General features: G+C 60.9%; 29 protein-coding genes. 15 read left to right on the top strand and 14 right to left on the bottom strand.

The window, feature by feature from the left end:
- Positions 1-95: 95 nt before the first annotated feature.
- From ispE to SOP95_RS10160, 3 genes are read right to left on the bottom strand one after another with little or no spacing between them, the layout of a single operon-like run.
- Entirely contained in the window at positions 96-947 is an 852-nt protein-coding gene (gene ispE / locus SOP95_RS10170) for a 4-(cytidine 5'-diphospho)-2-C-methyl-D-erythritol kinase (RefSeq protein ID WP_323607002.1), read from the bottom strand.
- 1 nt (position 948) lies between these two features.
- The gene (gene lolB, locus SOP95_RS10165; RefSeq protein WP_323607000.1) at positions 949-1,566 is read right to left on the bottom strand and encodes a lipoprotein insertase outer membrane protein LolB; all 618 of its coding nucleotides are present in this window, start codon (positions 1,564-1,566) and stop codon (positions 949-951) included.
- 4 nt (positions 1,567-1,570) lie between these two features.
- Positions 1,571-3,295 (bottom strand): tetratricopeptide repeat protein, encoded by a 1,725-nt coding sequence (locus tag SOP95_RS10160; protein ID WP_274074161.1) that lies wholly within the window; start codon positions 3,293-3,295, stop codon positions 1,571-1,573.
- 345 nt (positions 3,296-3,640) lie between these two features.
- On the opposite strand from SOP95_RS10160, the gene hemA reads away from it, so the two are divergent.
- The 6 genes from hemA (at position 3,641) to SOP95_RS10130 (ending at position 9,011) form a co-directional block, all read left to right on the top strand.
- The gene (hemA, locus tag SOP95_RS10155) at positions 3,641-4,930 is read left to right on the top strand and encodes a glutamyl-tRNA reductase (RefSeq protein ID WP_274074162.1); all 1,290 of its coding nucleotides are present in this window, start codon (positions 3,641-3,643) and stop codon (positions 4,928-4,930) included.
- Positions 4,927-6,009 (top strand): peptide chain release factor 1, encoded by a 1,083-nt coding sequence (gene prfA / locus SOP95_RS10150; protein WP_020799741.1) that lies wholly within the window; start codon positions 4,927-4,929, stop codon positions 6,007-6,009. The genes hemA and prfA overlap by 4 nt, the downstream gene beginning before the upstream one ends.
- Positions 6,010-6,840, top strand: a complete 831-nt coding sequence (prmC, locus tag SOP95_RS10145) for a peptide chain release factor N(5)-glutamine methyltransferase (protein ID WP_323606998.1) — start codon at positions 6,010-6,012, stop codon at positions 6,838-6,840.
- Positions 6,834-7,589 (top strand): molybdopterin-synthase adenylyltransferase MoeB, encoded by a 756-nt coding sequence (locus SOP95_RS10140; protein WP_323606997.1) that lies wholly within the window; start codon positions 6,834-6,836, stop codon positions 7,587-7,589. The genes prmC and SOP95_RS10140 overlap by 7 nt, the downstream gene beginning before the upstream one ends.
- Positions 7,582-8,373 carry a glutamate racemase gene (gene murI / locus SOP95_RS10135; protein ID WP_323606996.1) on the top strand — a complete coding sequence of 264 codons (792 nt, stop codon included), beginning with the start codon at positions 7,582-7,584 and terminating at the stop codon, positions 8,371-8,373. Before SOP95_RS10140 ends, murI begins: the two co-directional genes overlap by 8 nt.
- 119 nt (positions 8,374-8,492) lie before the next feature.
- Complete coding sequence (locus SOP95_RS10130; RefSeq protein WP_274074166.1) at positions 8,493-9,011, top strand: acyloxyacyl hydrolase; 519 nt, start codon at positions 8,493-8,495, stop codon at positions 9,009-9,011.
- Between the two features lie 122 nt (positions 9,012-9,133).
- On the opposite strand, the gene SOP95_RS10125 is transcribed toward SOP95_RS10130, so the two are convergent.
- The 6 genes from SOP95_RS10125 to SOP95_RS10100 form a co-directional block, all read right to left on the bottom strand.
- Entirely contained in the window at positions 9,134-9,439 is a 306-nt protein-coding gene (locus SOP95_RS10125; RefSeq protein WP_274074167.1) for a YkgJ family cysteine cluster protein, read from the bottom strand.
- An 85-nt stretch (positions 9,440-9,524) separates the two neighbouring features.
- A complete protein-coding gene (locus SOP95_RS10120; RefSeq protein ID WP_323606994.1) occupies positions 9,525-10,289 on the bottom strand; it encodes an SDR family NAD(P)-dependent oxidoreductase in 765 nt (254 codons plus the stop codon).
- A 72-nt stretch (positions 10,290-10,361) separates the two neighbouring features.
- Complete coding sequence (gene phrB, locus SOP95_RS10115; RefSeq protein ID WP_323606993.1) at positions 10,362-11,807, bottom strand: deoxyribodipyrimidine photo-lyase; 1,446 nt, start codon at positions 11,805-11,807, stop codon at positions 10,362-10,364.
- A 31-nt stretch (positions 11,808-11,838) separates the two neighbouring features.
- Positions 11,839-12,780, bottom strand: coding sequence for a MerR family transcriptional regulator (locus tag SOP95_RS10110; RefSeq protein ID WP_274074170.1), 942 nt, complete (start codon positions 12,778-12,780; stop codon positions 11,839-11,841).
- Complete coding sequence (locus SOP95_RS10105) at positions 12,780-13,739, bottom strand: YbgA family protein (protein WP_323606991.1); 960 nt, start codon at positions 13,737-13,739, stop codon at positions 12,780-12,782. Before SOP95_RS10105 ends, SOP95_RS10110 begins: the two co-directional genes overlap by 1 nt.
- A 204-nt stretch (positions 13,740-13,943) precedes the next feature.
- Complete coding sequence (locus tag SOP95_RS10100; protein ID WP_274074172.1) at positions 13,944-14,930, bottom strand: NAD(P)/FAD-dependent oxidoreductase; 987 nt, start codon at positions 14,928-14,930, stop codon at positions 13,944-13,946.
- Between the two features lie 198 nt (positions 14,931-15,128).
- Between SOP95_RS10100 and SOP95_RS10095 the strand changes: the two genes are divergently transcribed.
- A complete protein-coding gene (locus tag SOP95_RS10095) occupies positions 15,129-16,031 on the top strand; it encodes a TIGR01777 family oxidoreductase (RefSeq protein ID WP_323606990.1) in 903 nt (300 codons plus the stop codon).
- A gap of 13 nt (positions 16,032-16,044) precedes the next feature.
- Positions 16,045-17,070, top strand: coding sequence for a ferrochelatase (hemH, locus tag SOP95_RS10090; RefSeq protein WP_323606988.1), 1,026 nt, complete (start codon positions 16,045-16,047; stop codon positions 17,068-17,070).
- A gap of 72 nt (positions 17,071-17,142) precedes the next feature.
- Here the strand turns inward: hemH and SOP95_RS10085 are convergent, their stop codons facing one another.
- Both SOP95_RS10085 and upp read right to left on the bottom strand, forming a co-directional pair.
- Positions 17,143-18,417, bottom strand: coding sequence for a uracil-xanthine permease family protein (locus tag SOP95_RS10085; protein WP_274074175.1), 1,275 nt, complete (start codon positions 18,415-18,417; stop codon positions 17,143-17,145).
- Positions 18,418-18,419: 2 nt separating this feature from the next.
- Positions 18,420-19,058, bottom strand: coding sequence for a uracil phosphoribosyltransferase (gene upp, locus SOP95_RS10080; protein ID WP_008060213.1), 639 nt, complete (start codon positions 19,056-19,058; stop codon positions 18,420-18,422).
- A gap of 176 nt (positions 19,059-19,234) precedes the next feature.
- Between upp and SOP95_RS10075 the strand changes: the two genes are divergently transcribed.
- From SOP95_RS10075 to SOP95_RS10060, 4 genes are all read left to right on the top strand, one after another.
- A complete protein-coding gene (locus SOP95_RS10075) occupies positions 19,235-19,792 on the top strand; it encodes a hypoxanthine-guanine phosphoribosyltransferase (RefSeq protein ID WP_274074176.1) in 558 nt (185 codons plus the stop codon).
- 3 nt (positions 19,793-19,795) lie between these two features.
- Positions 19,796-20,269, top strand: coding sequence for a WbuC family cupin fold metalloprotein (locus SOP95_RS10070; RefSeq protein WP_323606986.1), 474 nt, complete (start codon positions 19,796-19,798; stop codon positions 20,267-20,269).
- Between the two features lie 169 nt (positions 20,270-20,438).
- Complete coding sequence (locus SOP95_RS10065; protein WP_274074178.1) at positions 20,439-20,924, top strand: hypothetical protein; 486 nt, start codon at positions 20,439-20,441, stop codon at positions 20,922-20,924.
- Positions 20,925-20,987: 63 nt separating this feature from the next.
- Positions 20,988-21,275 (top strand): PA4642 family protein, encoded by a 288-nt coding sequence (locus SOP95_RS10060; RefSeq protein WP_323606984.1) that lies wholly within the window; start codon positions 20,988-20,990, stop codon positions 21,273-21,275.
- A 165-nt stretch (positions 21,276-21,440) separates the two neighbouring features.
- Here the strand turns inward: SOP95_RS10060 and mqo are convergent, their stop codons facing one another.
- Both mqo and SOP95_RS10050 read right to left on the bottom strand, forming a co-directional pair.
- Entirely contained in the window at positions 21,441-22,949 is a 1,509-nt protein-coding gene (gene mqo, locus SOP95_RS10055) for a malate dehydrogenase (quinone) (protein ID WP_323606983.1), read from the bottom strand.
- 740 nt (positions 22,950-23,689) lie between these two features.
- Positions 23,690-23,923, bottom strand: a complete 234-nt coding sequence (locus SOP95_RS10050) for a hypothetical protein (protein WP_274074181.1) — start codon at positions 23,921-23,923, stop codon at positions 23,690-23,692.
- A gap of 199 nt (positions 23,924-24,122) precedes the next feature.
- Here SOP95_RS10050 and SOP95_RS10045 point away from each other — a divergent pair, with 199 nt between their 5' ends.
- Together SOP95_RS10045 and SOP95_RS10040 are read left to right on the top strand one after the other, a co-directional pair.
- A complete protein-coding gene (locus SOP95_RS10045; protein WP_056726255.1) occupies positions 24,123-24,707 on the top strand; it encodes a YajG family lipoprotein in 585 nt (194 codons plus the stop codon).
- 177 nt (positions 24,708-24,884) lie between these two features.
- Positions 24,885-25,163, top strand: coding sequence for a hypothetical protein (locus SOP95_RS10040; protein ID WP_323606981.1), 279 nt, complete (start codon positions 24,885-24,887; stop codon positions 25,161-25,163).
- Between the two features lie 85 nt (positions 25,164-25,248).
- On the opposite strand, the gene SOP95_RS10035 is transcribed toward SOP95_RS10040, so the two are convergent.
- The gene (locus SOP95_RS10035) at positions 25,249-26,415 is read right to left on the bottom strand and encodes a 1-acyl-sn-glycerol-3-phosphate acyltransferase (RefSeq protein ID WP_323606978.1); all 1,167 of its coding nucleotides are present in this window, start codon (positions 26,413-26,415) and stop codon (positions 25,249-25,251) included.
- A 140-nt stretch (positions 26,416-26,555) separates the two neighbouring features.
- Between SOP95_RS10035 and SOP95_RS10030 the strand changes: the two genes are divergently transcribed.
- Positions 26,556-26,738, top strand: coding sequence for a CPXCG motif-containing cysteine-rich protein (locus SOP95_RS10030; protein ID WP_274074184.1), 183 nt, complete (start codon positions 26,556-26,558; stop codon positions 26,736-26,738).
- Positions 26,739-26,746 lie beyond the last annotated feature (8 nt).

Raw genomic sequence — 26,746 nt, 5'->3', positions numbered from 1 at the left:
ATTCGAACCAACGCATGGCAGGATCAAAACCTGCTGCCTTACCGCTTGGCGACGCCCCTGTATCTGTTGCAACGATTACCCAGTAATCGGTTCTTTTAGAGCAGACCTTGCAGCTTGCGGTGCAACATCGAAATGTTGCTTCCTTTTGCTACAAACCCTGTAAGGGTCTCTGTAAGAAGGGCCGAGACTTTATCAGCTTCAGCTTTGCTTGGGAAGCCCCCAAACACACAACTTCCAGTTCCGGTGAGTTTTGCTTCGGTAAATTTACCTAGCAAATTCAATGCGTTACGTACCTCTGGATAACGCCTTGCTACCACCGGCAAGCAGTCATTTCGACTGTTTCCCTTGGGAACGGGGCGCACTTTAATGGGCGGCGTGTTACGTGTCAACAACGGATCTGAAAAAATTTCTGCCGTACTTACAGAGACTTGCGGTACGAGCACGAGATACCAGGGTTCTTCCGGGTCGACAGGGGTCAGTTTTTCCCCCACGCCCTCGGCGAACGCCGCATGCCCGCGAACGAAAACCGGGACGTCAGCGCCCAGCGTCAGGCCCAGTGCAGCCAGCCGGTCTTCATCCCAACCCAATTGCCACTGATGATTGAGGCCGAGCAGGGTGGTGGCGGCATTCGAACTGCCGCCGCCGATGCCGCCGCCCATGGGCAGGACCTTGTCGATCCAGATATCGATGCCGAGCGAACAGCCGGATTGCGCCTGGAGTTTTTTCGCCGCCTTGACGATCAGGTTGCTGTCGTGGGGCACGCCTTCGAACTCGGTGTGCAGGCGAATGACGCCGTCGTCGCGCACGGCGAAGGTGATTTCGTCACCGTAGTCGAGAAACTGAAACAGCGTCTGCAATTCGTGGTAACCGTCTTCACGGCGACCCAGAATGTGCAGCATCAAATTGAGCTTGGCCGGGGAGGGCAGGGTCAGTTGCTTGGCTGGCATTTCATTGCCCCAACTTGCGCGGTTGCCAGGCCTTGATCACCAGCGTGACATCCAGGTCGGTGCCGTGCAATTTGATCCGCTCAGGCAGCCAGTAGCCGTTTTGCTCGGTGTAGGCCGTGTATTCGACCTGCCAGCCGTCCTGTTCGAGACTGGCCAGGCGGCTATTGCCATCGAGGGTCAAGCGGCTTTTGCTGTCCGGCGCCGGCAGTCCGCGGACCCACCAGGCCAGGTTGGAAACCGGCAGCTTCCAGCCAAGCTGCTCTTCGAGCAGGGCATCCGGGGACGCCGCTTCGTAGCGACCCTGGTTGGCGACTTCCAGGGAAACCTTGCCCGGGCGTCCGGTCAGGCGCGCCGCCCCGCGACCCAAGGGGCCGGAGAGACGAATGTCGTAGTAATCCTGGCGTTGCAGCCAGAACAGCGTGCCGCTGCCGGAATCTTTCGGCGCGCGAATGCCGATCTTGCCGTCGATCTGCCAGCCATCAAGGCTCGCCAGCTGCTGTTTGTGCTGGCGCCATTGGGCGGGGTCTCCGTGGCCCTCGACCGACTCGCGGGCACCGAAGCCCGCACAACCGGCGAGCAAGGCGATGAAACTGAAAACAATGAAGTGGCGCAAAAACATAATCTTAAAGAGTCTCTGATCCGGTCAGGCGCTTGATGGTACTGCGCAGGGTAGGGCTGTCGGGTTGTTCCTTGAGGAATTTGCCCCAGATTTGCCGGGCTTCGGTTTGCTTGCCATTGGCCCACAGGACTTCGCCCAGGTGAGCGGCGACTTCCTGGTCGGGGAAACGCTCCAGGGCCTGGCGCAGCAGACGCTCGGCTTCGTCGAGATTGCCCATGCGGTAATTCACCCAGCCGAGGCTGTCGAGCACCGCCGGGTCTTCCGGACTGATCTGGTGCGCTTGCTCGATCAGCGCCTTGGCTTCGGCGTAGCGCGTCGTGCGGTCAGACAGGGTATAGCCGAGGGCGTTCAATGCCATGGCGTTGTCCGGGTCGCGCTTGATGATCAGGCGCAGGTCTTTTTCCATCTGGGCCAGGTCATTGCGTTTTTCCGCCTGCATGGCCCGGGTGTACAGCAGATTCAGGTCATCCGGGTATTGCTGCAGCGCCTGTTCCAGGACTTTCCAGGCCTTGTCCCCCTGTTTGTTGGCCGACAGGGTTTCGGCTTCGATCAGATACAACTGGATCACGTAGTCCGGTTGCTCGTCGCGTTGGGCAGCGAGGCGTTTTTGCGCTTCGGCGGTCCTGCCGTTGCCCATCAGGATATCGGCCTGGCGCAGTTGCGCTGGCAGGTAATCGTTACCCGGCCCGACCTTGGCGTACTCGATCAGCGCACCTTGTGGATCGTTGCGTTCTTCGGCGATGCGCCCCAGGTTCAGGTGCGCCGAGTCGACGTGGCTGTCACGGGCGATCAGGTCTTCCAGGTAGCCCTTGGCCTCGTCCCAGGCCTTGGCCTCAAGGCACACCAGCGCCAGCGAATAACGCAGGTCGTCGTCATCCGGGTATTGCTGCACCAGGCTGGAGAACTCGGCCTTGGCGTCATCCATGCGGTCCTGTTCGACCAGCATGCGCGCGTAGGTCAGGCGCAGGCGCTTGTCGTCCGGGTATTTCCTGATGCTTTTTTGCAGCAGCGGCAAAGCTTCGTCACCGCGATCCAGGGATTGCAGCAGGCGCGCACGCAGCAGGATCGGGGCGATTTCGCCGTCGTCCGGTGGATTGTCTTCCAGCAGGGTCAGCGCGCCTTTTGTGTCGCCATCCTGTTGCAGCAGCAAGGCCTTGCCGAAAATCAGCTGGCCGTTGTTCGGGTGGCGCTGCAGCAAGCGGTCGAAACTTTTCATCAGGCCGTTGCGCGTGTCCTGGTCGGTATCGGCCGCGGACAGCGCGAGGAAGTCGAAATGGGTATCGCCCTTGCCCTGCAGCACCTTCTCCATATAGACCATGGAGTCGTCATAGCGCCCGGCGCGCGCCAGTTGCACGGCGGCGGCCCGCTGGGCCTCAAGGTCGTCCGGCGCGTTTTTCGCCCAGATCAGTGCCGTGTCCAGGGCGGCCTGGTCGGCGCCCAGGTACTCGGCAATGCGGAAGGCCCGCTCGGAGATGCCCGGATCCTGGGTGTTGATGGCCTGGGTCACGTAGTTGTCCAGGGCGATGTCGAAACGATTGCGCTGGCCAGCCAGTTCCGCGCTCAACAGACTGAAGACGGTGTCTTCGCTGAACGAGCTGTAGACCTTGGGCTTTTCAGGGGCCACCGTGGTGTCTTCGACCGGCGACGGGTCGTCCGTCGACGCGGGGGCCAGGGCCTGGCAGCCGCTGAGAAAGACAAGGGCAAGGAGCAACGCGGAAGATCTATTCATATAGGAAGAGGACGACTAACCTGCGGTCGGATCATCATGACACAAGCCTTACGTCAAACATAACCGCCGAACTGATTTCAAGTGAGCGCGCTCCCCTGTAGGAGCCGGCTTGCTGGCGATGGTGGTGAACGATGACGCATTTATTCTGGAAAGGACGCGGCGCCTGCAAGTCCATCGCCAGCAAGCCGGCGCCTGCAGCGAGCGGTGTGCGGATCAAAATCTGTGTAAACGAGAACCGCTCGCAATTCGCGGCATCACCTACCAGGCCAATAGATATCGAGTAGTTGTTCTCCATGTGTCGAAGTAGGACAATTGCCGGCTTCACGTCACCACCAGCGACCTTGAATGGCCTTCCTTGCACTCGGTATTAACCACAAGACTGCTTCAGTAGACGTCCGCGAGCGCGTGGCCTTTACCCCTGAGCAGCTGGTTGAGGCCTTGCAGCAGCTCTGCCGACTCACCGACAGCCGCGAAGCTGCGATCCTCTCCACCTGCAATCGCAGTGAACTCTATATAGAACAGGATCACCTGTCGGCCGATACCGTGCTGCGCTGGCTGGCCGAATATCATCATTTGAGCCTCGATGAGCTGCGCGCGAGCGCTTATGTGCACGAAGACGATGCGGCAGTTCGTCACATGATGCGGGTCGCCTCCGGGCTCGATTCGCTGGTGTTGGGCGAACCGCAGATCCTCGGCCAGATGAAATCCGCCTACGCCGTCGCGCGGGAGGCCGGGACCATCGGACCGTTGCTCGGGCGCCTGTTCCAGGCCACGTTCAATGCGGCCAAGCAAGTGCGCACCGACACCGCCATTGGCGAGAACCCGGTGTCCGTGGCGTTTGCCGCGGTCAGCCTGGCCAAACAGATTTTCAGTGACCTGCAACGCAGCCAGGCCTTGCTGATCGGCGCCGGCGAGACCATCACCCTGGTCGCCCGCCACCTGCATGACCTGGGCGTAAAGCGTATCGTGGTCGCCAACCGTACACTGGAGCGCGCGAGCATCCTGGCCGAGCAGTTCGGCGCCCATGCGGTGCTGCTGTCGGACATCCCGGCGGAGCTGGTGCGCAGCGACATCGTCATCAGTTCCACCGCCAGCCAGTTGCCGATCCTTGGCAAGGGCGCTGTCGAAAGCGCCCTGAAGCTGCGCAAGCACAAGCCGATCTTCATGGTCGATATCGCCGTACCGCGTGATATCGAGCCAGAAGTCGGCGAATTGGACGACGTCTACCTGTATAGCGTCGACGATCTCCACGAAGTGGTCGCCGAGAACCTCAAGAGTCGCCAGGGCGCAGCCCAGGCCGCGGAAGAGATGGTCTCGGTCGGCGCCGAAGATTTCATGGTACGCCTGCGCGAACTGGCGGCGGTCGACGTGCTCAAGGCCTATCGTCAACAGAGCGAACGCCTGCGCGACGAAGAATTGCAAAAGGCCCAGCGCCTGCTGGCCAACGGCAGCAGCGCCGAAGAGGTGCTGGTGCAATTGGCACGCGGCTTGACCAATAAACTCTTGCACGCACCGAGCGTGCAGTTGAAAAAGCTCTCTGCCGAAGGTCGCCTCGATGCGCTGGCGATGGCCCAGGAACTCTTTGCCCTCGGTGAGGGCTCATCGGATAGCTTTTCGGATAAGAAACCGCAATGAAAGCGTCACTGCTCAATAAGCTGGACATCCTCCAGGACCGTTTCGAGGAATTGACCGCCTTGCTTGGCGATGGCGAGGTCATTTCCGATCAGAACAAGTTCCGCGCCTATTCCAAGGAGTACGCGGAAGTCGAGCCGATCGTCGAAACCTATAAACAGCTGCTTAAAGTGCAGGGCGACCTCGAAGGCGCCCAGGCCTTGCTCAAGGACAGCGACCCGGACATGCGCGAAATGGCCGTGGAAGAAGTCCGCGAGGCCAAGGAACGCCTGGTCGAACTGGAAGCCAATCTGCAACGCATGTTGCTGCCCAAGGACCCGAACGACGGGCGCAACGTGTTCCTCGAAATCCGCGCGGGCACCGGCGGTGACGAAGCGGCGATTTTCTCCGGCGACCTGTTCCGCATGTATTCGCGTTACGCCGAGCGGCGCGGCTGGCGGGTGGAGATCCTCTCGGAAAACGAGGGTGAACACGGCGGCTACAAGGAAGTCATCGCGCGCGTCGAGGGCGACAACGTCTACGGCAAGCTGAAGTTCGAGTCCGGCGCCCACCGCGTGCAACGCGTACCGGCGACCGAGTCCCAGGGGCGTATCCACACCTCGGCCTGCACCGTGGCGGTATTGCCCGAGCCGGACGAACAGGAAGCGATCGAGATCAACCCGGCGGACTTGCGCATCGATACCTATCGTTCCTCCGGTGCGGGCGGTCAGCACGTGAACAAGACCGATTCGGCGATTCGCATCACCCACTTGCCGTCCGGCATCGTGGTCGAGTGCCAGGAAGAACGTTCGCAGCACAAGAACCGCGCCCGGGCGATGTCCTGGCTGTCGGCCAAGCTCAACGACCAGCAGACCAGTGCCGCCGCCAATGCCATCGCCAGCGAGCGTAAATTGCTGGTGGGTTCGGGGGATCGCTCGGAACGCATCCGCACCTACAACTTCGCCCAGGGCCGGGTCACCGACCACCGGGTCAACCTGACCCTGTATTCCCTCGACGAAATCCTCGCCGGGGGCGTCGATGCAGTGATCGAGCCGTTGCTGGCCGAGTACCAGGCCGATCAACTGGCCGCCATAGGTGAGTAAATGACGATCATTGCCAGTCTGTTGCGCGCGGCCGATCTGCCCGACTCGCCCACGGCGCGCCTGGATGCCGAGTTGTTGCTGGCGGCGGCGCTGGGCAAGTCCCGCAGCTTCCTGCACACCTGGCCGGAACGCATCGTGCCGAGCGAAGCGGCGTTGACCTTCGCCGACTATTTGCAGCGTCGCCGCAGCGGTGAGCCGGTGGCGTACATTCTTGGCCAGCAAGGTTTCTGGAAACTCGACCTGGAAGTCGCACCGCACACCCTGATTCCGCGCCCGGACACCGAGTTGCTGGTGGAAGCCGCGCTAGAACTGTTGCCGGCCACGCCCGCCAAAGTTCTCGACCTGGGCACTGGCAGCGGCGCGATTGCCCTGGCCCTGGCCAGCGAACGTCCGGCATGGAAGGTCACCGCTGTGGATCGTGTGCTGGAAGCCGTGGCCCTGGCCGAGCGCAATCGCCAGCGCTTGCACCTGAGCAATGCCACGGTGCTGAGCAGTCATTGGTTCAGCGCCCTGCAAGGTCAACGTTTTCAACTGATCATCAGCAATCCGCCCTATATCGCGTCCGCCGATCCGCACCTGGTGGAAGGCGACGTGCGTTTCGAACCGGCCAGCGCCCTGGTGGCGGGTGTCGACGGGCTCGACGATTTGCGCTTGATCATTGCCCAGGCGCCGGACCATCTGGACGCGGGCGGCTGGCTGATGCTCGAGCACGGTTACGATCAGGCCGAGGCGGTGCGCGATCTGCTGCTGACCCATGGTTTCGAACAGGTGCACAGCCGCACCGACCTGGGCGGTCATCAACGCATAAGCCTGGGGTGCCTGCCATGCTGAATGATCAGGAATTGCTGCGTTACAGCCGGCAGATTCTGTTGCAGCACATTGATATCGACGGCCAGTTGCGACTCAAGGAAAGCCGCGTGCTGATCATCGGCCTCGGCGGGCTTGGCGCGCCGGTGGCGCTGTACCTGGCGGCGGCCGGCGTGGGTGAGTTGCATCTGGCGGACTTCGATACGGTCGACCTGACCAACCTGCAACGCCAGATCATTCACGACACCGACAGCGTCGGCATGAGCAAGGTCGACTCGGCGATCAAGCGCCTGACGGCCATCAACCCGCAGATCGCGCTGGTCGCCCATCGCGCGGCGCTGGATGAAGACTCGCTGGCGGCGGTCGTGGCCGGTGTGGATGTGGTCCTCGACTGCTCCGATAATTTTTCCACCCGTGAAGCGGTCAACGCCGCTTGCGTGAGCGCCGGCAAGCCGCTGGTCAGCGGTGCGGCGATTCGCCTGGAAGGGCAATTGTCGGTGTTCGACCCGCGTCGGGCAGAAAGCCCGTGCTACCACTGTTTATATGGGCACGGCAGCGAAGCCGAATTGACCTGCAGCGAGGCCGGGGTGGTCGGTCCGCTGGTGGGGCTGGTCGGCAGCCTGCAAGCCCTCGAAGCGTTGAAGTTGCTGGCCGGCTTTGGCGAGCCGCTGGTGGGGCGCCTGTTGTTGATCGACGCCTTGGGTACGCGCTTTCGCGAATTGCGGGTCAAGCGTGATCCGGGGTGCAGCGTCTGTGGGCCCAAGCATGCGTGAGGCGCCGATCGGCGTGTTCGACTCCGGCGTCGGTGGGCTTTCGGTGCTGGCCGAGATCCAGCGTTTGTTGCCTGACGAATCCCTGTTGTACTTCGGCGACTGTGGGAACATTCCCTACGGCGAGAAAACCCCGGAATTCATCCGCCAGCGTTGCAGCGTCATGGCCGAGTTTTTTCAAGGCCAGGGCGCCAAGGCCCTGGTATTGGCCTGTAATACCGCGACGGTCGCGGGGGTCGCCGACCTGCGTCGCGATTACCCGCAGTGGCCCATCGTCGGCATGGAACCTGCCGTCAAGCCGGCGGCCGCCGCGACCCGCAGCGGCGTGGTCGGCGTGCTGGCCACCACGGGCACCCTGCAGAGCGCCAAGTTCGCCGCGCTGCTCGACCGATTCGCCACCGACGTTCGAGTGATCACCCAACCCTGCCCCGGGTTGGTCGATTTGATCGAACAAGGCGATCTGCACAGCCCCACCCTGCGTCAGTTGCTGCAGGGTTACGTCGAGCCGCTGCTTGCCGAAGGCGCCGACACCATCATCCTGGGCTGCACCCATTACCCGTTTCTCAAGCCGCTGCTCAAGCAGATGATCCCCGATGACATCAGCCTGATCGACACCGGCGCGGCGGTCGCGCGCCAGCTTCAACGCCTGCTGGCCGAGCGCGAACTACTCGCCGCCGGGCCTGCGCGTGCTGCGCAGTTCTGGACCAGTGCCGATCCTGTTCATTTCACAAATATATTGCCAATCTTGTGGAATAACGCTGGGGTTGTGCGAAGCTTCGAAGGGTAAACAAGTTGTGGGGCAGGGGCACAATTGGGGTGGAACTTCTGAATAACCGTCGACTTCTATAGCTGGGTACGTAGAGCAAAAAAAACACCAAACGTAATCGTTCGGAAAAGGATGTTTCTATGAAGCGACTATTTTGCTTGGCCGCGATTGCGGCTGCACTGATGGGGCACAGTTTCACTGCACAGGCGGCAGGCGTGGAGTTCGGGATCGGCCAGACCCCCGAGTCGACCATGACCTATCGGCTGGGCATGCAATTCGATTGGGACAAGAGCTGGTGGCAAAGCGACGTCGGTCGTTTGACCGGTTACTGGAGCGGCGCCTACACCTATTGGGATGGCGACGAGAAATCCAGCAACCACAGCCTTTCGTTCTCCCCAGTGTTTGTTTATGAGTTCGCCGGTGAGAGCGTTAAACCCTATGTGGAACTCGGGGTTGGCGTGGCGGTGTTCGCCACTACCGAAGTGGAAAACAACGACCTGGGCAGCGCGTTTCAGTTCGAAGACCGTTTAGGTGTCGGCCTGCGCTTTGCTGGCGGACATGAAGTCGGAGTTCGCGCCACGCACTATTCCAATGCCGGGATCGCCAGTCCCAACCAAGGCGTAGAAAGTTACGCGCTGCATTACACGATGCCGTTGTAAGGATCACTGCCTGAGCAACATACCCTGTGGGAGCCAGCCTGCTGGCGATTGCGATTTCAGGTTCAACATTAGTGTTGACTGAAACACCGCCATCGCCAGCAGGCTGGCTCCCACAATGAGTTTCAGCGATACGCCGTCGAAATGCCTTGGCGTTCCTCAATGCATTCCGGTGCCCCCATCTCGAATTCCCGGCAGATCAGCGGGCGTTTTTCGTAGATGGTGCACATCATCGTGTTGCGATCCAGCGCGGCGCACCAGCCGTCATCCAGGCGCAGCATGACTTCCCCACCCCAATCATCGGTGTCGATGAATCGCTCGGGCACGCCGGTATCGGTGATCAGCATGACTTCGAGCTGGCAGCAGCAGGCTGCACAGGTCGAGCAGGTCACCGTCGGCGTGGCGATTTGTGTGTGAGGGATGGTTTTCATGGCGCGCAGTGTAAGGCAGTCAGCCGGCGCCGTGTGAAAGCTCTGACGGACGCTCAGTGGCTGGCGTGCACTGCAAGTTTGTTGATCACAACTGATCCATGATCGGCGGGCTGCTGCGTACCATGCGTTTGCCAATCGCCAACCGGGTCCGGTCGGTCGTTTTCGACAGCGGCCAGAGGGTTGCCATGAGCGTTCCCGGCAACGGGATATCCACAGGCCGGTTCTTCATTTCGTGGAAAATGTGCTGGGCAGCTTTCCCCGTTGGCCAGGCGTTTTTCGATGTCAGTGAGGTCTCGACGAAGCCGGGGCTGACCACCGTGACTTCGATCCCTTCCGGTGCCAGGTCAATGCGCAGGGATTCGAACAGGTGACGCATCCCGGCTTTCGAGGCGCCATAGGCCTCTGCGCGGGGCAATGGCAGGTAAGTCACCGAACTGGCCAGGCCTACCAGGTGCGGCGCCGTGCCAGCGCGCAGCAGTGGCAGCGCCGCTTCGATGCAGTAGCTGCTGGCGAGCAGGTTGGTGCGCACCACATGCTCGATGATCGAGGCGTCGAACTGCTTGGCATCCACGTATTCGCAGTTGCCGGCGTTGAGGATCACGGTGTCCAGATATCCCCAGTCCTGGGCAATCTGCTCGCCGATTTCACGTACCGTCTGGCTGTTGGTCAAGTCGCCAGCCACCACCAATACCTGCCCGGGATAGCGCAGGGACAGGACTCTCAGCGGCGCCAGCGAGCGGGAGCTGACGGCCAGGTGGGCGCCGGTCTTGAGTATTTCTTCGGCCAGCGCGGCGCCAATGCCGCTGCTCGCACCGGTCAACCAGTATCGACGTGGAGGTGTAAGGCTCATCCCGTTCTCCTTTGCAGCCAGGCAATCGCCCGGCCCCATACCGGTAGATGTTCGTATTGGCGCAGCATTCGGCTATTCATGGTGGCTCCCGGCAGTTTGCCGCGACGGCAGGTTCTTGAACGCGGCCAAGGCGCGAGCACGGGAGGTGTTCAAGTCGACGATCGGAGCAGGATAACCGGTCACACCGAACAGTCCGCCAAGTTGCGCCGGGTTGTGCACAGCCTTGTTATCGAGCTCCGACAACTGGGGTAGCCAGTGCTTGATGAACCGGCCATCGGCGTCGAATTTTAGCGACTGGCTCAGCGGGTTGAAAATCCGGAAGTAAGGCGCCGAGTCTGTGCCGGTGGACGAACTCCACTGCCAGCCGCCGTTGTTCGCTGCCAGGTCGCCATCGATCAGGTGGCGCATGAAAAAACGTTCGCCCTCGCGCCAGTCGATCAACAGGTTCTTGGTCAGGAACATCGCCACCACCATACGCAGGCGATTGTGCATCCAGCCGGTTTCCAGCAATTGGCGCATGGCCGCGTCGATGATCGGAAAGCCGGTACGGCCTTGCTGCCAGGCGGCGAGCTCCTCGGGAGCATTGCGCCACGCCAAGGCTTCGGTTTCCGGGCGAAAGGCACGGTGACGGGAGACCCGCGGGTAGCCCACCAGAATGTGTTTGTAGAACTCGCGCCACAGCAGTTCATTGATCCAGGTGACGGCGCCGACCTTGCCGCTTTCGAGCTCGCCTTGATTGCTTTGCAGCGCGGCATGCAGGCACTGGCGGGGCGAAATCACCCCGGCGGCCAGATAGGCCGAGAGTTGGCTGGTGCCGGGTTTTGCCGGGAAGTCGCGCTCGCTCTGGTAGTAGTCGATCTGCACCTCGGCAAAGCTGTCGAGACGGCGCCGGGCTTCGTCTTCACCGGCCGGCCACAGGGCGCGCAGGCGGTCAGGGGGCGCGTCGAAGCCTTCGACCTGCGTCGCGATGGCGTCGCTGGCTATATTCAGCGGCGCTTGCGCCACCGGTGCAGGTACCAGGCCCGGCAGCGAGTGACGCAGCCGTTCATGACAGACCTTGCGGAACTGACTGAAGACCTGAAAGTAAGTACCGGTTTTGCTCAGCACACTGCCGGGCTTGAACAGCAACTGATCGAGGTAGCGGCGGACCTCGATGCCTTCGGTCTTCAGGGCCCGGGCCACCGCGGCATCGCGACGGGTTTCATGGATGCCGTATTCCTCGTTGAGATGCACCGTGTCGATCTGCAATTGCCGGCACAGCTCGAGCAGCACGGTCGGAGCGTCATCCCAGCGGGGAGCATTGCGGATCAGCAGGGGAATGTTCAACTGGCCCAACACACGACTCAACGCCTGCAGGTTGCGCAGCCAGAAGTCCACTTTGCAGGCGGCGTCGTCATGTTCACGCCATTGCTCCGGACTCAGCAAAAACACCGCCACAGTCGGGCCACGGGTTGCCGCGGCCGCGAGGGCGGTGTTGTCATGCACGCGCAGGTCGCTGCGCAGCCAGATCAATTGCATGTGGGTGTCCGCTCGAACCGTTGGAATGCCATTAAACGAGCCCGCATTGAACCAGTACCTGGTGCGCCGCCAACGGATTGTCGGCCAGGTACAGATCAGCGATCCCTGACGTTATTGCGGACAACTCGGTGTTGTGAATGCACACCGTGGGTCCGGCGATCATTTTTGGGCAACTGGCGCCATTTAAAAGTTTCACCACCTGTGAAAGGTTTATCGCTTTGCTGGAATACAGCAAGACGCCCCGTGGTTGCAGTAGATCGACAGCCATTGCCAGTTCGCTGGCCGGGAGTGGCCAGTCAAACACTTGCACCGGGCAATCGGCGCTGCTGATCAACCACGCGGTGAGCCACAGGTGAGGTTCAAGTGGCAGGTCCGAGTGGTTGATCAACAGCAGTGGCGCGCTGTGTAACTGACGATTGTCATGGTAGATGCGCGCGCCAAACTTGCTACGCAGCCAGGAGTAAAAAAATACCCGTTCCATCTGCGTGCCGAACTGCCCTTGCCAGCGCTGTTCAAGTTCCGCCAGCAGGGGCAGGAGCAACTGCTCGCACAGGGTGCGTGGCGGGTAGAGCGCCATGGCCTGGTTGACGGTGTCGTCCAGGGTTCGTTCGCTCAGCTGCGAGACGGCGTGCAGCAAGGTATGGCGCAACACCTGCCAATCGTTTTCAACGAACCCGCTGAAGGCCTGCGGGGTGTCGAGCAATTGCTTGACCTGGCTGACCGCCACGCCGCGGTTGATCCAGGTGAGGATCGCCAAAATGCGCTGTACATGTTCAGCCGAGAACAGCCGGTGCCCCTTGGGTGTGCGTTGCGGCACGATCAACCCATAGCGACGTTCCCAGGCTCGCAGCGTCACGGCATTTACCCCGGTCTGCCGGGCGACTTCGCGGATCGGCAGCCAGCCTTCGTCCAGGGCCTTCTTGAAGTCGGCACCGAGGTCTTCGCTGGCGCTGCTGTCGAGTAGGGGTTTCATCAGATGGCGTTTCGCAGGCTGAGATTTTCCGGATGGGGTTGCAGGTACACCTGCTGGTCGATGTACGGGTCCGGGTGTTGGCGAAAGTGATGCTTGAGCAACGTCAGCGGCACCACCAGCGGCACGATGCCTTGGCGGTATTGACCGATGAGGTGTTGCATTTCCTGCTTGTCCTCGGCGCTGAGGGTTTTTTTCAGGTAACCGCTCAGGTGATGCAACACATTGGTGTGGGTGCGGCGGGTGGCACATTTCTTCAGGGCGGCCATCAGTTGGCTGAAGTAGCGCGGCCCGAGTTCCTGCGGGTCGGTCTGGCCCATGTTGCCCAGCAGATTGCCGAGGATTTTGTATTGCATCGGGTTGTGGGCCATCAGCAGGTATTTGTAGCGTGAGTGAAATGTTGTCAGGCCGCGGCGGCTCAGGCCTTCCTGTAACAATTGTTGCCAGGCGCTGTAGGCGAATACGCGGGTGAGAAAGTTTTCGCGCAGCACCGGGTCGTTGAGCCGACCGTCCTCTTCCACCGGCAGATCCGCTTGCAGGGCGCAGAACGCCCGGGCGTAGATGCCCCGGCCACCGCCAGTCACCGGGGCGCCGTTGGCGTGGTAGACCTTGACCCGCTCCAGGCCGCAGGAAGGGGATTGCTGCATGAAGATGTAACCGCAGATATCGCCTAGCTCCGCCGCCATATGGCGGCCATAGTCCGCCAGCGGCTGGGTGACATCGAGGTCGCGATCGACCGTGCCGACGGCCTGGGGAGCCTGAGCATCGCCCACCAGCCGGATGGGCTGGCGTGGAATGCCCAGGCCGATGGCGACTTCCGGGCAGATGGGGACAAAATCGAAGTATTCGCCGAGGACCTGGCGGCACAGCGGTGATGCCTTGTGGCCGCCGTTGTAGCGCACGTCAAAACCCATCAGGCAGGCGCTGATGGCAATTTTTGGTTTGGCGGAGGGCAGGGGCATCGAGTACCTCGGAATCTAAACCTGTACAGAGCTAAAAGGCTGTACAACATAGGTTCATCATAGATTCAAAGGTGTACAAGTCAAATTTCTTGTACAGGTTTTTGCGTGGCTTGTCTCAGCGACGTTGCCAGCGATCCAGGTACGGCGGTGTTCAGCACACCACGTTATCGTTCATCGCTGGCAAGCCAGTGTCGCGGTGTTGCGTTATTGCAAGTGTGCATGCAGGCGGCGGGCGGCTTCCTGGCCGCTGAGCCATGCACCTTCCACGCGGCCGGACAGGCACCAGTCGCCACACGCATACAGGCCCAGGTCGGCATCGGCCAGGGTGGCCCATTCATGACTGCTGGCGGGGCGGGCGTAGAGCCAGCGGTGGGCCAGGCTGAAGCTGGGTGCGGGCATGGCGTCGTGCAACAGCTCGGCGAACGCGCCATGCAATTGCTCGATCACCGCTTCTTTCGGCAGGTCGATATGCTGGCGGCTCCAGGCACTGGTGGCGTGCAGCACCCAGGTGTCGAGGGTGTTGTCGCGCCCCGGTTTGCTGCGGTTGCGAGCCAGCCAGTCAAGCGGACTGTCTTGCACGAAGCAGCCCTCGATGGGCGTTTCCAGGGGTGTCTCGAAGGCCAGGGCAACGGCCCAGGTAGGGTCCATTTTGACACCGGCGGCGGCGCCCGCGAGCTTCGGCGCGGAGGCCAGCAGCGCGGTGGCCTGGGGTGCCGGAGTGGCGATGATCACGTGACTGAACGGGCCGTGGGTGAAACCTTCGGCATCCTGCAGATGCCAATGTTCTTCGCCGCGATACACCTCGGTGATCCGGCAGGCGAAATGCACTTCCAGGTCGCCCAGCAGGGCACGGGTGATGGCGCTCATGCGCGGGGTGCCGACCCAGCGCGTCTGTTCGTCCGGCGACAGATCGAGCCGGCCGCCATGGTAGGTATACAGCTGCGGCGTCCATTCCGCGACCCAGCCATTGGCTTGCCAGCGCTGGACTTCGGTGACAAAACGGCGGTCGCGGGCGGTGAAATATTGCGCGCCCATGTCCAGGGCACCCGCATCGCTGCGCTTGCTCGACATGCGTCCGCCACTGCCGCGGCTTTTATCGAAAAGTTGCACGACATGCCCCAGGTCGGTCAGGGCTTGTGCGGCTGAGAGTCCGGCAATGCCGGTGCCGATGATTGCGATAGGTACAGTCATAAGGGCCTCGTTTACCTGTCTGTACAGACTACGCCGGGGTTGAAACCTGTACAATATTGTTTTTTGGTATAACTTTCAGCGTTCTCGTTCTGACAGCTTGGCCTATTGTTAAACACAGAGCCTGCCCGATACCAAAAGATCCCTTGCTTATAAAAATAGACTAGTGATCAGGGTAAAACGCCACGCGAGGAAGAAGTCATGCACATATTGCTGACCGGCGGTACTGGTTTGATAGGACGTCAGCTCTGCCGACACTGGTTGAGCCAGGGACACCGCCTTACCGTCTGGAGTCGGACCCCTGCAAAAGTCGCGAAAATCTGCGGTGCCCAGGTGCGTGGTATCGCACGGCTTGAAGAGCTCGGGCAAGAGCCGGTGGACGCCATCGTCAATCTGGCCGGCGCGCCGATTGCCGATCGCCCGTGGACCCACAAGCGCAAGGCCCTGCTGTGGAGTAGCCGCATCACCCTGACTGAAGCCCTGCTCGCCTGGCTCGAAAGCCGTGAACAGAAACCGCAGGTATTGATTTCGGGGTCCGCGGTCGGCTGGTACGGCGATGGGGGTGAGCGTGAACTGAGCGAGGATTCGCCGCCGGTCATCGATGACTTCGCCAGCCAGTTATGCATCGCCTGGGAGGAAACCGCCCAGCGTGCCGAGGGTTTGGGCATTCGCGTGATCTTCATTCGCACCGGGCTGGTGTTGTCGGCGGACGGCGGCTTTTTGTCGCGCCTGTTGCTGCCCTTCAAACTGGGGCTGGGCGGGCCTATCGGCAGCGGCCGGCAGTGGATGCCGTGGATTCATATCAACGACCAAATCGCCCTGATTGATTTTCTTCTGCATCGGCAAAGCGCCAGTGGTCCTTATAATGCCTGTGCGCCGAACCCGGTGCGCAATCGCGAGTTTGCCAAGACATTGGGCAGCGTGCTGAATCGCCCGTCGTTCATGCCCTTGCCAACCCTGGCGTTGAAGGTGTGCCTGGGCGAGTTGTCATTGCTTTTGCTGGGCGGCCAGAAGGCCGTACCGGCTCGCTTGCTGGAAGCGGGTTTCACTTTCCAGTTCACTGATTTGCGCGCGGCCCTGGACGATTTATCCAGCCGCCTTTGAAATAGGACGTTGCATGACCGATCACCCGTTGCTTCTGGTCAACCTGGGCTCACCGGCCTCCACTTCGGTGGCGGACGTGCGCCGCTACCTCAATCAGTTTCTGATGGACCCGTACGTCATCGACCTGCCATGGCCGCTGCGGCGCTTGCTGGTGTCGCTGATCCTGATCAAGCGTCCCGAGCAGTCGGCGCATGCCTACGCGTCGATCTGGTGGGACGAGGGTTCGCCGCTGGTGGTGCTCAGCCGTCGCCTGCAAGAGGCAATGACTGCGCAGTGGCACCATGGCCCGGTGGAGTTGGCGATGCGTTACGGTGAGCCGTCGATCGAGTCGGCACTGGTGCGCCTGGCAGCCCAAGGGCATAAGCGGATCACCCTGGCACCGCTTTATCCACAGTTCGCCGACAGCACCACCACCACGGTGATCGAGGAAGCCAAGCGCGTGCTGCGTGAGAAAAACCTCGACGTGCAACTGTCGGTGCTCCAGCCGTTCTACGATCAACCGGAATACCTCGATGCCCTGGTGGCCAGCGCCAAGCCGTATTTGCTGCAGGATTACGATCACCTGCTGTTGAGTTTCCACGGTTTACCGGAGCGGCACCTGACCAAGATCGACCCTACCGGTCACCATTGCTTGCGAGGCGAGAATTGCTGCCTGAACGCTTCGCCAGCAGTATTGATGACCTGCTACCGCGCCCAATGCCTGCGCACGGCATCCGAGTTCGCCAAGCGCCTGGGGTTGCCGGATGGCAAATGGTCGGTGTCGTTCCAGTCGCGCCTGGGGCGAGCCAAATGGATCGAGCCCTACACCGAAGCGCGCCTGGATGAGCTCGGCAAAAGCGGCGTGAAGAAAGTGCTGGTGATGTGCCCGGCCTTCGTGGCCGATTGCATCGAGACCCTGGAAGAGATCGGCGATCGCGGGCTGGAGCAGTTCCGCGAAGCGGGGGGAGAGGAGTTGGTGCTGGTGCCGTGCCTCAACGATGACCCGCAGTGGGCGAAGGCGTTGAGTGCGTTGTGCGAGCGGGCACCGTTGGTGCTTTAAAAGCATCCATCGCCAGCAAGCCACGCTCTTGTAGGAGCGTGGCTTGCCCGCGATGGCGTCCTCAAGGCTGCCTTAGATCAGCGGCTCATCCGCCTTCTTGTGCTTCCAGCTGTCATTGCCCGGCAGGATCAGGTTCAGCGCAATCGCCACCACCGCGCACAGCGCGATGCCTTTGAGGCCGAAGTCGTCCGGGCCTGTGCCCGTACCGACCAGTACGCCGCCAATACCGAACACCAGGGTCACCGAGACGATCACCAGGTTGCGCGCTTCGCCCAGGTCGATCTTGTGGCGAATCAGCGTGTTCATCCCCACGGCCGCAATCGAGCCGAACAACAGGCAGAGAATCCCGCCCATCACCGGCACCGGAATGCTTTGCAGCAGCGCACCGAATTTGCCGATGAACGCCAGGCTGATGGCGAAGATCGCTGCCCAGGTCATGATTTTCGGGTTGTAGTTCTTGGTCAGCATCACCGCGCCGGTGACTTCGGCGTAGGTGGTGTTGGGTGGACCGCCGAACAGGCCCGCGGCAGTGGTGGCAATGCCGTCGCCCAGCAGGGTGCGGTGCAGGCCAGGCTTTTTCAGGTAGTCGCGACCGGTCACGCTACCCACGGCGATCACGCCGCCGATGTGCTCGATGGCCGGGGCCAGGGCCACCGGAACGATGAACAGGATCGCCTGCCAGTTGAATTCCGGAGCGGTGAAGTGCGGAATGGCGAACCAGGGGGCCGCCGCAATCTTCGCGGTGTCGACCACGCCAAAGTAGAACGCCATGCCAAAGCCCACCAGCACGCCGGAGATGATCGGCACCAGGCGGAAAATGCCTTTGCCGAACACCGCGACGATCAGGGTGGTCAGCAAGGCTGGCATCGAGATCAGCATTGCCGTCTGGTAATGAATCAGTTCACTGCCGTCACCGGCCTTGCCCATCGCCATGTTGGCGGCGATCGGCGCCATGGCCAGGCCAATGGAGATGATCACCGGACCAATCACCACCGGCGGCAGCAGGCGGTCGATGAAGCCGGTGCCTTTGATTTTCACGGCCAGGCCGAGGAAGGTATAGACAAAACCGGCTGCCATCACGCCGCCCATGGTCGCGGCGAGGCCGAACTGGCCCTTGGCGAGAATGATCGGGGTGATGAAGGCGAAGCTCGACGCCAGGAATACCGGCACCTGGCGCCCGGTGACGACCTGGAACAGAATTGTCCCCAAGCCTGCGGTAAACAGTGCCACGTTGGGGTCGAGCCCCGTGATCAGCGGCATCAACACCAGGGCGCCGAAGGCCACGAACAGCATCTGGGCGCCAGACAGCACCGTGCGCCAGAGCGGATCGTTGAACTCTTGCTGCATGCTTACGCGTCCTTCTGCTTGGTGCCGAAGATCTTGTCGCCAGCATCGCCCAGGCCCGGGATGATGTAACCGTGTTCGTTGAGTTTCTGGTCGATCGAAGCGGTGTAGATGATCACGTCCGGGTGAGCTTTCTCGACCACGGCGATACCTTCGGGTGCAGCGACCAGCACCATGGCGCGGATGTCCTTGCAGCCGGCTTTTTTCAACAGGTCGATGGTGGCAACCATCGAGCCGCCGGTGGCGAGCATCGGGTCGATGATCATGGCCAGGCGTTCGTCGATTTCCGGCACCAGTTTCTCGAGGTAGGTGTGGGCTTCGAGGGTTTCCTCGTTGCGGGCCACGCCCACGGCGCTGACCTTGGCGCCCGGGATCAGGCTGAGCACGCCTTCGAGCATGCCGATACCGGCGCGCAGGATCGGTACGACGGTAATCTTCTTGCCGGCGATTTTCTCCACCGACACAGTGCCGCACCAACCTTCGATGTCGTAGGTTTCCAGCGGCAGGTCCTTGGTGGCTTCATAGGTCAGCAGGGCACCGACTTCCTGAGCGAGCTCGCGGAAATTCTTGGTGCTGATGTCTGCGCGGCGCATCAGGCCGAGTTTGTGGCGGATCAGCGGGTGGCGGATCTCGAGGATGGGCATGGGAAAGGCTCCGGCGGCGGGCAAAAAAACCGGCCTAGATTAATCTATCCGAGGGTGATGTCCTATAGACATAAAGTACGTTAGTCCACAAACGCTTGATCTGGCCTCGCAGGATGCGTACCTTTGCCCGCTTTTCCGCACTTAGTCCCCCCGATACCACCCCCCAGGAGAGCGCCATGTCCGCTGATCTCGAGCATATCCGTCAAATCATGCGAGAGGCTGACTGCCTGTACACCGAAGCTGAAGTCGAGGCAGCCATCGCCCGCGTCGGTGCACACATCAACGATCAACTGGCGGACAGCAACCCGGTGGTGTTCTGCGTGATGAACGGCGGCCTGATTTTCGCCGGCAAACTGCTCACCCACCTGCAATTCCCGCTGGAAGCGTCCTACCTGCACGCCACCCGCTATCGCAACGAAACCAGCGGCGGCGAGCTGTTCTGGAAAGCCAAGCCGGAAATTTCGTTCATCGACCGTGACGTGCTGATCATCGACGACATCCTCGACGAAGGTCATACCCTCGGCGCTATCATTGACTTCTGCAAGCACGCTGGCGCGCGTAAAGTGCACACCGCCGTGCTGATCGACAAGGACCACGACCGCAAGGCTCGTCCGGACCTGAAGGCCGATTTCGTCGGCCTGCCGTGCATCGACCGTTACATCTTTGGCTACGGCATGGACTACAAAGGCTACTGGCGTAACGCCAACGGGATTTTTGCCGTTAAAGGAATGTAAGTAATGGCCACACCGAGCTTTCTTGATCAAACGCTGTTCACTGAATTGGCCGAGAAAGCCGTGGCCAATCCCCGTGGGCGCCAGCATCACAACTTCCACCAGATGGAAGACGCCTGCCACCGGATGGCGGTGGGTCTGCAACCGAGCACCTATATTCCGCCGCACCGCCACCTGGGTGAAAACAAGGCCGAGACCTTGCTGGTCCTGAAGGGACGGCTTGGGCTGTTGATTTTCGACGAGGCTGGCGCAGTGGTGAAAAAGCAGATCCTGCAGGCTGGCGGCGACTGCGTCGGCGTGGATTTGCCGACCGGTGTGTTCCATGGCCTGGTGGTGCTCGAAGCCGACAGCCTGATGTTCGAGTGCAAGGCGGGTCCCTATCGTCCGGTGGGCGAAGGTGAGCTGGCGCACTGGGCACCGCGTGAAGGCGAACCCGGTGTTGCCGAGTATCAGGCCTGGATGCGCGCGCAATTCGATTGATTCTCCAACTGTAGGAGCGAGCTTGCTCGCGAAAGCGGTGTGTAAGCTGCGTTGATGTCGACTGACACGCCGTCTTCGCGAGCAAGCCCGCTCCCACAGGGGGTTGTGTTCACAGACTCACTTTCATCCGCCCATGCTAGAGTGCACGGCCCCGATTCCGGAGCCTGTCATGAGCCGTTCGATCCGCTGCTGTGCCGCCCTGTTGCTGTCCCTCAGCCTGCCCTTGGCCGCCGCCCCGGCACCGATGCACAGTCAATTTTTACCGCCGGACGACCTGACCCTGCGTGATGCCGAACCCGAGCAGCAACAACTGCTGCAAGTCACCGAATATTCGGTGGTGGTCGGCAGTCAGCGCCAGTCCAGCCAGCAGCCGATCCCTGTCACCTCGCCGCTGATGATTCGCCTCAAGGGCAAACCCTTGAACAAGGGCGCGACCATCAATCAGGTACTGGTCAATTTCGATGGCGAAAGCAAAAGCCTGAAGAAGCCACTGTACGACGACAAGAGCAAGACCCTGACGCTTTATTACCCGCTGGCCCAGTACCGGGTGGTCATCGACTTGTTGCGCAACGACACGGTGTATTGCCAGTTTCTCAGCTACGCCAACGGCCACATCTGGGCCGATCTGCACACCGGGGCTGTTCGTCCGCGTTGAGCCCGGCGCCCGCGCAGGGGTAAACTGCCCGCCCCGTGAAATGTCTGCGAGCTGGAGTCGGCAATGCGTAAAGATAAGAAACAAGTGATTGGTGACGAGATCGGCGATGAGCAGATCAAGTTGTTCCTCGATTTCGAGCCGGTCGACGCGACTTCCCCGTCCCTGCACAAGCTGATCAAGGCCTATCGTGGCCTGCGGATCGACGACTTCGAGCGTTTCCTGACGTTCTTCGTCGAGGCAGGTTTGGACGTGAACGGCAAGGATGAGCACGGCAATGATTTCGTTGCCTTGATCCAGGATCAGCGCAATGCGCCGGAATACATCGAGTTGATCAACAAGGCTCGCGGCTGACCGTCTGTAAAACATCGGGCCCCTTGTAGGAGCCGGCTTGCCGGCGAAGGCGGTGTCACTGGCATACCGCGGCGTCTCCTTTCGCTGGCAAGCCAGCTCCTACAAAAAGGCATAAAAAAACGCCCCGCCATCATGGATGGACGGGGCGTTTTTTATGCGGCCGAATCAAGCGAAGCTTGGGGTCTCGCTGCTTTCTTCAACCAGTTCCAGGGCAACGTTGTTCTGCGAGTTGATCTTGCGATACAGCGCAGCGTCGGTTTCCAGGACTTTCTCGCGGGCCGGGAAGATCTCTGCCAATTTGGCAGCCCACTCACCCTTGGCTTTGCCCGGGAAGCATTTTTCGATCAGCTCGAGCATGATCGAAACCGTCACCGAAGCACCTGGCGAGGCACCGAGCAGGGCAGCAAGGGAGCCGTCCTTGGCCGCGACCAGTTCGGTACCGAATTGCAGGACGCCGCCTTTTTTCGGGTCTTTCTTGATGATCTGTACCCGTTGGCCGGCCACTTCCAGGCGCCAGTCTTCGGCTTTCGCTTCAGGGTAGAAGCGACGCAGGGACTCCAGGCGCTGCTCCATCGACTGCATCACTTCGCTGACCAGGTACTTGGTCAGGTCCATGTTGTTTTTTGCCACCGCCAGCATCGGGCCGATGTTGCCGGCGCGAACCGACAGCGGCAGGTCCATGAAGGAGCCGTGCTTGAGGAACTTGGTGGTGAAGCCGGCGTAAGGTCCGAACAGCAGGGATTTCTTGCCATCGACGACACGGGTGTCCAGGTGCGGTACGGACATCGGTGGCGAGCCTACGGCCGCCTGGCTGTAGACCTTGGCCTGGTGGTGCTTGACCACTTCAGGGTTGTCGCAGCGCAGCCATTGGCCACTGATCGGGAAACCGCCGAAGCCTTTGCTCTCTTCGATGCCCGAAGCCTGCAGCAGCGGCAATGCCGCACCACCGGCGCCGAGGAAGACGAACTTGGCGTCGACTTCACGGCTGTTGCCGCTGTTGACGTCCTTGATGCTGACAGTCCAGCCGCCGTTGTTGCGCTTGAGGCCGGTCACGCGCTTGCAGTACTTGACCTGGGCATCGGGGGCGCTGGTCAGGTGCTTGAGCAACTGGTTGGTCAGGGCGCCGAAGTTGACGTCGGTACCGTTGATCACGCGGGTGGCGGCGAGGGTTTCGCCAGGGTCGCGCCCAGGCATCATCAATGGCATCCACTCTGCCATTGTCGCCTTGTCTTCGGTGTATTCCATGTCAGCGAAGGCGTGGTGCTTATGCAGCACGTTGAAGCGTTCCTTGAGGAAGGACACGCCGCTCTCGCCCTGCACGAAACTCAGGTGTGGCACCGGGCTGATAAACGATTTGCACGAGCCGAACGTGCCTTTCTTGGTCAGGTACGACCAGAACTGCTTCGACACCTCGAACTGGGTGTTGATGTGCACGGCTTTCTTGATGTCGACGGTGCCATCGGCAGCCTGCGGCGTGTAGTTCAGCTCGCACAGGCCGGCGTGACCGGTACCGGCGTTGTTCCACGGGTTGGAACTCTCCGCGGCACCGGAATCCATCAGCTCGACGACTTCCAGCTTGATCGCGGGGTCGAGCTCTTTGAGCAGTACTGCAAGGGTGGCACTCATGATGCCGGCCCCAACCAGTACTACGTCGACTGCTTCGTTATGCGCCATTTAACGCGTCTCCAAAATCTGCAGCACCAAATTGTCGGCATGGCTGCCAGGCGTTCCGGGGCGAGTCAGTGATGCCCCTCAAACTCATGGCAGTATCGCCATGTCCGAATCTTCGCAATTTTTCGCAACTTCGACGGATGCTACCGGCCGGGTCTACTAAGAGTCCTATGAACTCATTTCAACGGGCGACTGGCAATTCGACTTATGGTCGATACATCCGCTTGTGCAACCAAATCCGTAGCGGACAGGCTTCAGGCTCCGGTATTCGAGGTGTACTCGGTCCTGTGTCGTTGGGCTGTACTGGACGCTAATGGTGCATATTCAGACGCAAAACTATTCATTTGCTCGCCACACTCTTGTGAAGTTGTGAAAACCCGTTTTTTTCACGCTCTTTTGAAGACGTGAACCTCAAAAAAGGGCTGTCCCAGCCTGGCACCGCGCCCGGAACGTCTGCCGCCAGGACATTCATGGCGGGCAATACGGGCAAACAGCTCAGTGACCGAGCGTAATGACAGCTCTGCAGATTCGCGAAAAGCGGTGGTTGTGCTTGAGGAACAGCAAGCGCGCCAGCTTCACTCGATCTGTGTGGGCGGCTCTCTGTGGGCGGTGCGGGGTGCCAAAACCGAAGCATTGACGATGCTGCGAGGCCCGATCAGGAGACGTCCTTATAATCGGGGGGAGATTGTAGCGAAGAAACGCAGGGAATTGGTCGTGTTTAATGACTTTTATTAGGCGTCTGGTCAGGTCGCCAGCAACTGTTGCACCCGTGAGCGAGGTGGATGCTGGCTGACGCGGGCACTGGCGGGCAGGGGTTGCTGCAGCCAGTTGAGGCGAATTTCTTCGATTTCGACCCAACCATCGCCCATGGGCTGTAGGCTGCACTGCTTGAATGCCTGGCAATGGCCGTTGCTGTCGAGCAGGGCAAAGCTGCGGTGCCGTGGGCGTGGGGCGAACAGCGAAACGAGAAAGCGCATGGCGAAGTACCTTGTGGGTGACTGCGGTGGAGAATGGCAGTGAGCCGTGACGCGCAAGTGTATGGGCGATGACAGATGCGTGACAGGCAGCCGATTCTGAAAGATTTGTCAGAACTTTCCTCAATGGTTGCGCTGGTTCGCTGCAGCGGCGCACCGCTATACTGCGGGCCTGTTAGTGCCTGATTCTGGAGAGAAGAGTATGTTGCAACGCCTGTTGTTCGGTTTGATCACTGTGACCAGCTTGACGTTGGTCGGCTGCGCCCACAGCCCGCAACAACTGAACCCGGAACCCAAGCTGACGGCGCAACTGGCGCCGGTCGGCCACGGCCAGCCGGTGGTGGTGCGCGTGGTCGACGGACGTCCGTCGCCAACCCTGGGTACCCGTGGCGGCCTGTACCCGGAAACCAGCGCGATTACCGTGCAGGGCGCGCAGATCCTGCCGAAACTGCAGGCGCAGGCCGAAGCGGCCGTGCGCTTGCTGGGCTTCACCCCGACCGCCAATGCGGCGAACGCGCCACAGATCACCGTGACCCTGGCCGAGTTGAAGTACCAGTCGCCCAAAGAAGGCATGTACGTGACCGAGGCAACCATTGGCGCGACCTTCCGCTCCGATGTGCAAAATGCCAACCGTCGCTACAGCGGCCGTTATGGCGCCTCCCTGGACCAGCGTTTCGGCATGGCGCCGAACCAGGAAACCAACACCAAGCTGGTCAGCGACGTGTTGAGCGATGCCTTGACCCGCTTGTTCAAGGACCCGACCGTGGGTCAGGTGCTCGGCGAGTAAAGGTTCGCCTGATGCCGAAAGCCCGGCGCCAGCAATGGTCCCGGGCTTTTTCATGGCCATTGGTCATTTGATTCGTTATTTGTCGCAAAGGCAGGGGCAGGCGCCCAGGCTTTCGGTAGAATTCGCCCGCGGTCACCTGTCCGGTGCCTGCCGCCCCGGTTACGTTTGAGGTTTGTGATGTCGCTGCATTTGATGACGCTGTTTACCGCCCATCCCGCCAAATTGATCAATCTGTTGGCCTTGCTGCTGGCCTTTCCGGGCAGTTGGTTGCTGCACGCCACCCGCCGCCGCGAACAGCGCGCGATGGCCAGTCTGCAGTCGCAGCGCCAGAGCAGTCCAAACCAGGAGCCGACGCTGGATTGGGCCACCCTGCGCATGAACAGGTTTTTCTACCGCTTCGGCTTTGCCTGCATGGGGCTGGCGTTGCTGGTGTCGTGGATCAGCACCCAGGTCTAGAAGCAAAAGATCGCAGCCTGCGGCAGCTCCTACAGGGCAAAGCAATAAAAAACGGCGCCCGAAGGCGCCGTTGTCGTATCCGCCGTTAAAGCGGCAATCCAGCCTTGACCCGATACTGATTGCGCACCGGCGTCGCGTATTGCAGAACCAGGAACGGGCGATGTTCCTCGGGGCAGGCGTCCAGACGTTGCTGCCATTGTTCCTGGGCCTTGGCCAGTTCCTCGGCCGGGAATATCTCGCTGGCCCTTGGCACCTGCAGTTGCGGGTCGGCATCCTGCCATTGGGCGTAGGCCAGGTAGTGCACCGGGAACAGGCGGTAACCGCCGAGGATCTGCTTGTCCATCTCGACCGCCAATTGCTTGGTGTCTTCGAACAGCTCGGTGATGGGCGCCGCAAAGTTCACGTGCACCCGACCCTTGTAGCCGGTGATGCCCTTGGCGATGCTCACGTCATCCTCGCCCGCAGCCTTGGTGTAGCTGCCGGTGGTGGCGCGGATGTAGAGTTCGCGGGCCTTGGCCTGGTCGCATGGATCGTACTCGTAGCTGATCGACACGGGGGTCAGGTTCAGCGAGCGGATGACTTCACCGAACGGCTCGTCCTTGCGGCTCATGTGGAACATCTTGAGGATCGCCGACTCGGTGCGGTCGTCACCATCCTTGGCCCGGCCTTCGGCCTGGGCGATCCAGATCGAGGCGCAATCGTTGCGGATCGAATGGTTGATGTACGCCGACAGCAGTTGGTACGCCGCCATCTTCTCGCGCCGACCGGTGATCGAGCGGTGCACGATAAAGCTCTTGTTCAGGCGCATCAGGTCGCTGACAAAGGGCTTCTGCAGCAGATTGTCGCCGATGGCGATGCGCGGGGTCGGCAGGCCGGCGTGGTACACGGCGTAATTGACGAAGGCCGGGTCCATCACGATGTCACGGTGGTTGGCGATGAACAGATAGGCGCTGCCGGACTTGAACTGCTCCACGCCGGTGTACGTCACACCGTCCGTGGCTCGCTCGATGGTGTGGTCGACGTAGTACTCGACCTTGTCCTGCAAAGTGGCCACCGAGGTGATGCCAGCGAACTCGCGGCGCAGCCGATGAGCTATAAGAGGTTTGAGCGCCCAGCCCAAGGCGCCGGCGAAACGCGGGAAGCGGAAGTGGGTGAGGATATCTAGAAACGCCTTGTCGCCGAGCAGTCGCGCCAGCACCGCTGGGACTTCGCTATCGTCGTAAGGTCGGATGGCATCGAATTCGCCCATCATGCTCTCTTGTTAGAAACGGCTAGGGTAAGTAAAGGTTTTGATCGAAAACCAGCAGGGTACGGTCTGAAAAAGTAGTCCAGACAAAAATAGCCCTGCAAATAGACCGGCGATTATACGCACAAGTCACCTGGGAGACCGCGATGCTGGAAACTGCGCAGTATGAATGCCCGTATTGTGGTGAAACAGTCGAGACGACTGTGGACTTGTCCGCTGGCGATCAGACCTATATCGAGGACTGCCAGGTCTGTTGTCGGCCGATCACGTTCGTGTTGCAGGTTCATGGAGAGGACTGGTTTCTGGAAGTCTTCAGCGAAAACGAGTGAGGGGCACC

This window comes from Pseudomonas sp. YuFO8 (assembly GCF_035065025.1).
Taxonomy (GTDB): domain Bacteria; phylum Pseudomonadota; class Gammaproteobacteria; order Pseudomonadales; family Pseudomonadaceae; genus Aquipseudomonas; species Aquipseudomonas putida_AE.
Note: the sequence above shows the minus strand (reverse complement) of the source record. Positions and strands in the feature narration are given on the sequence as shown.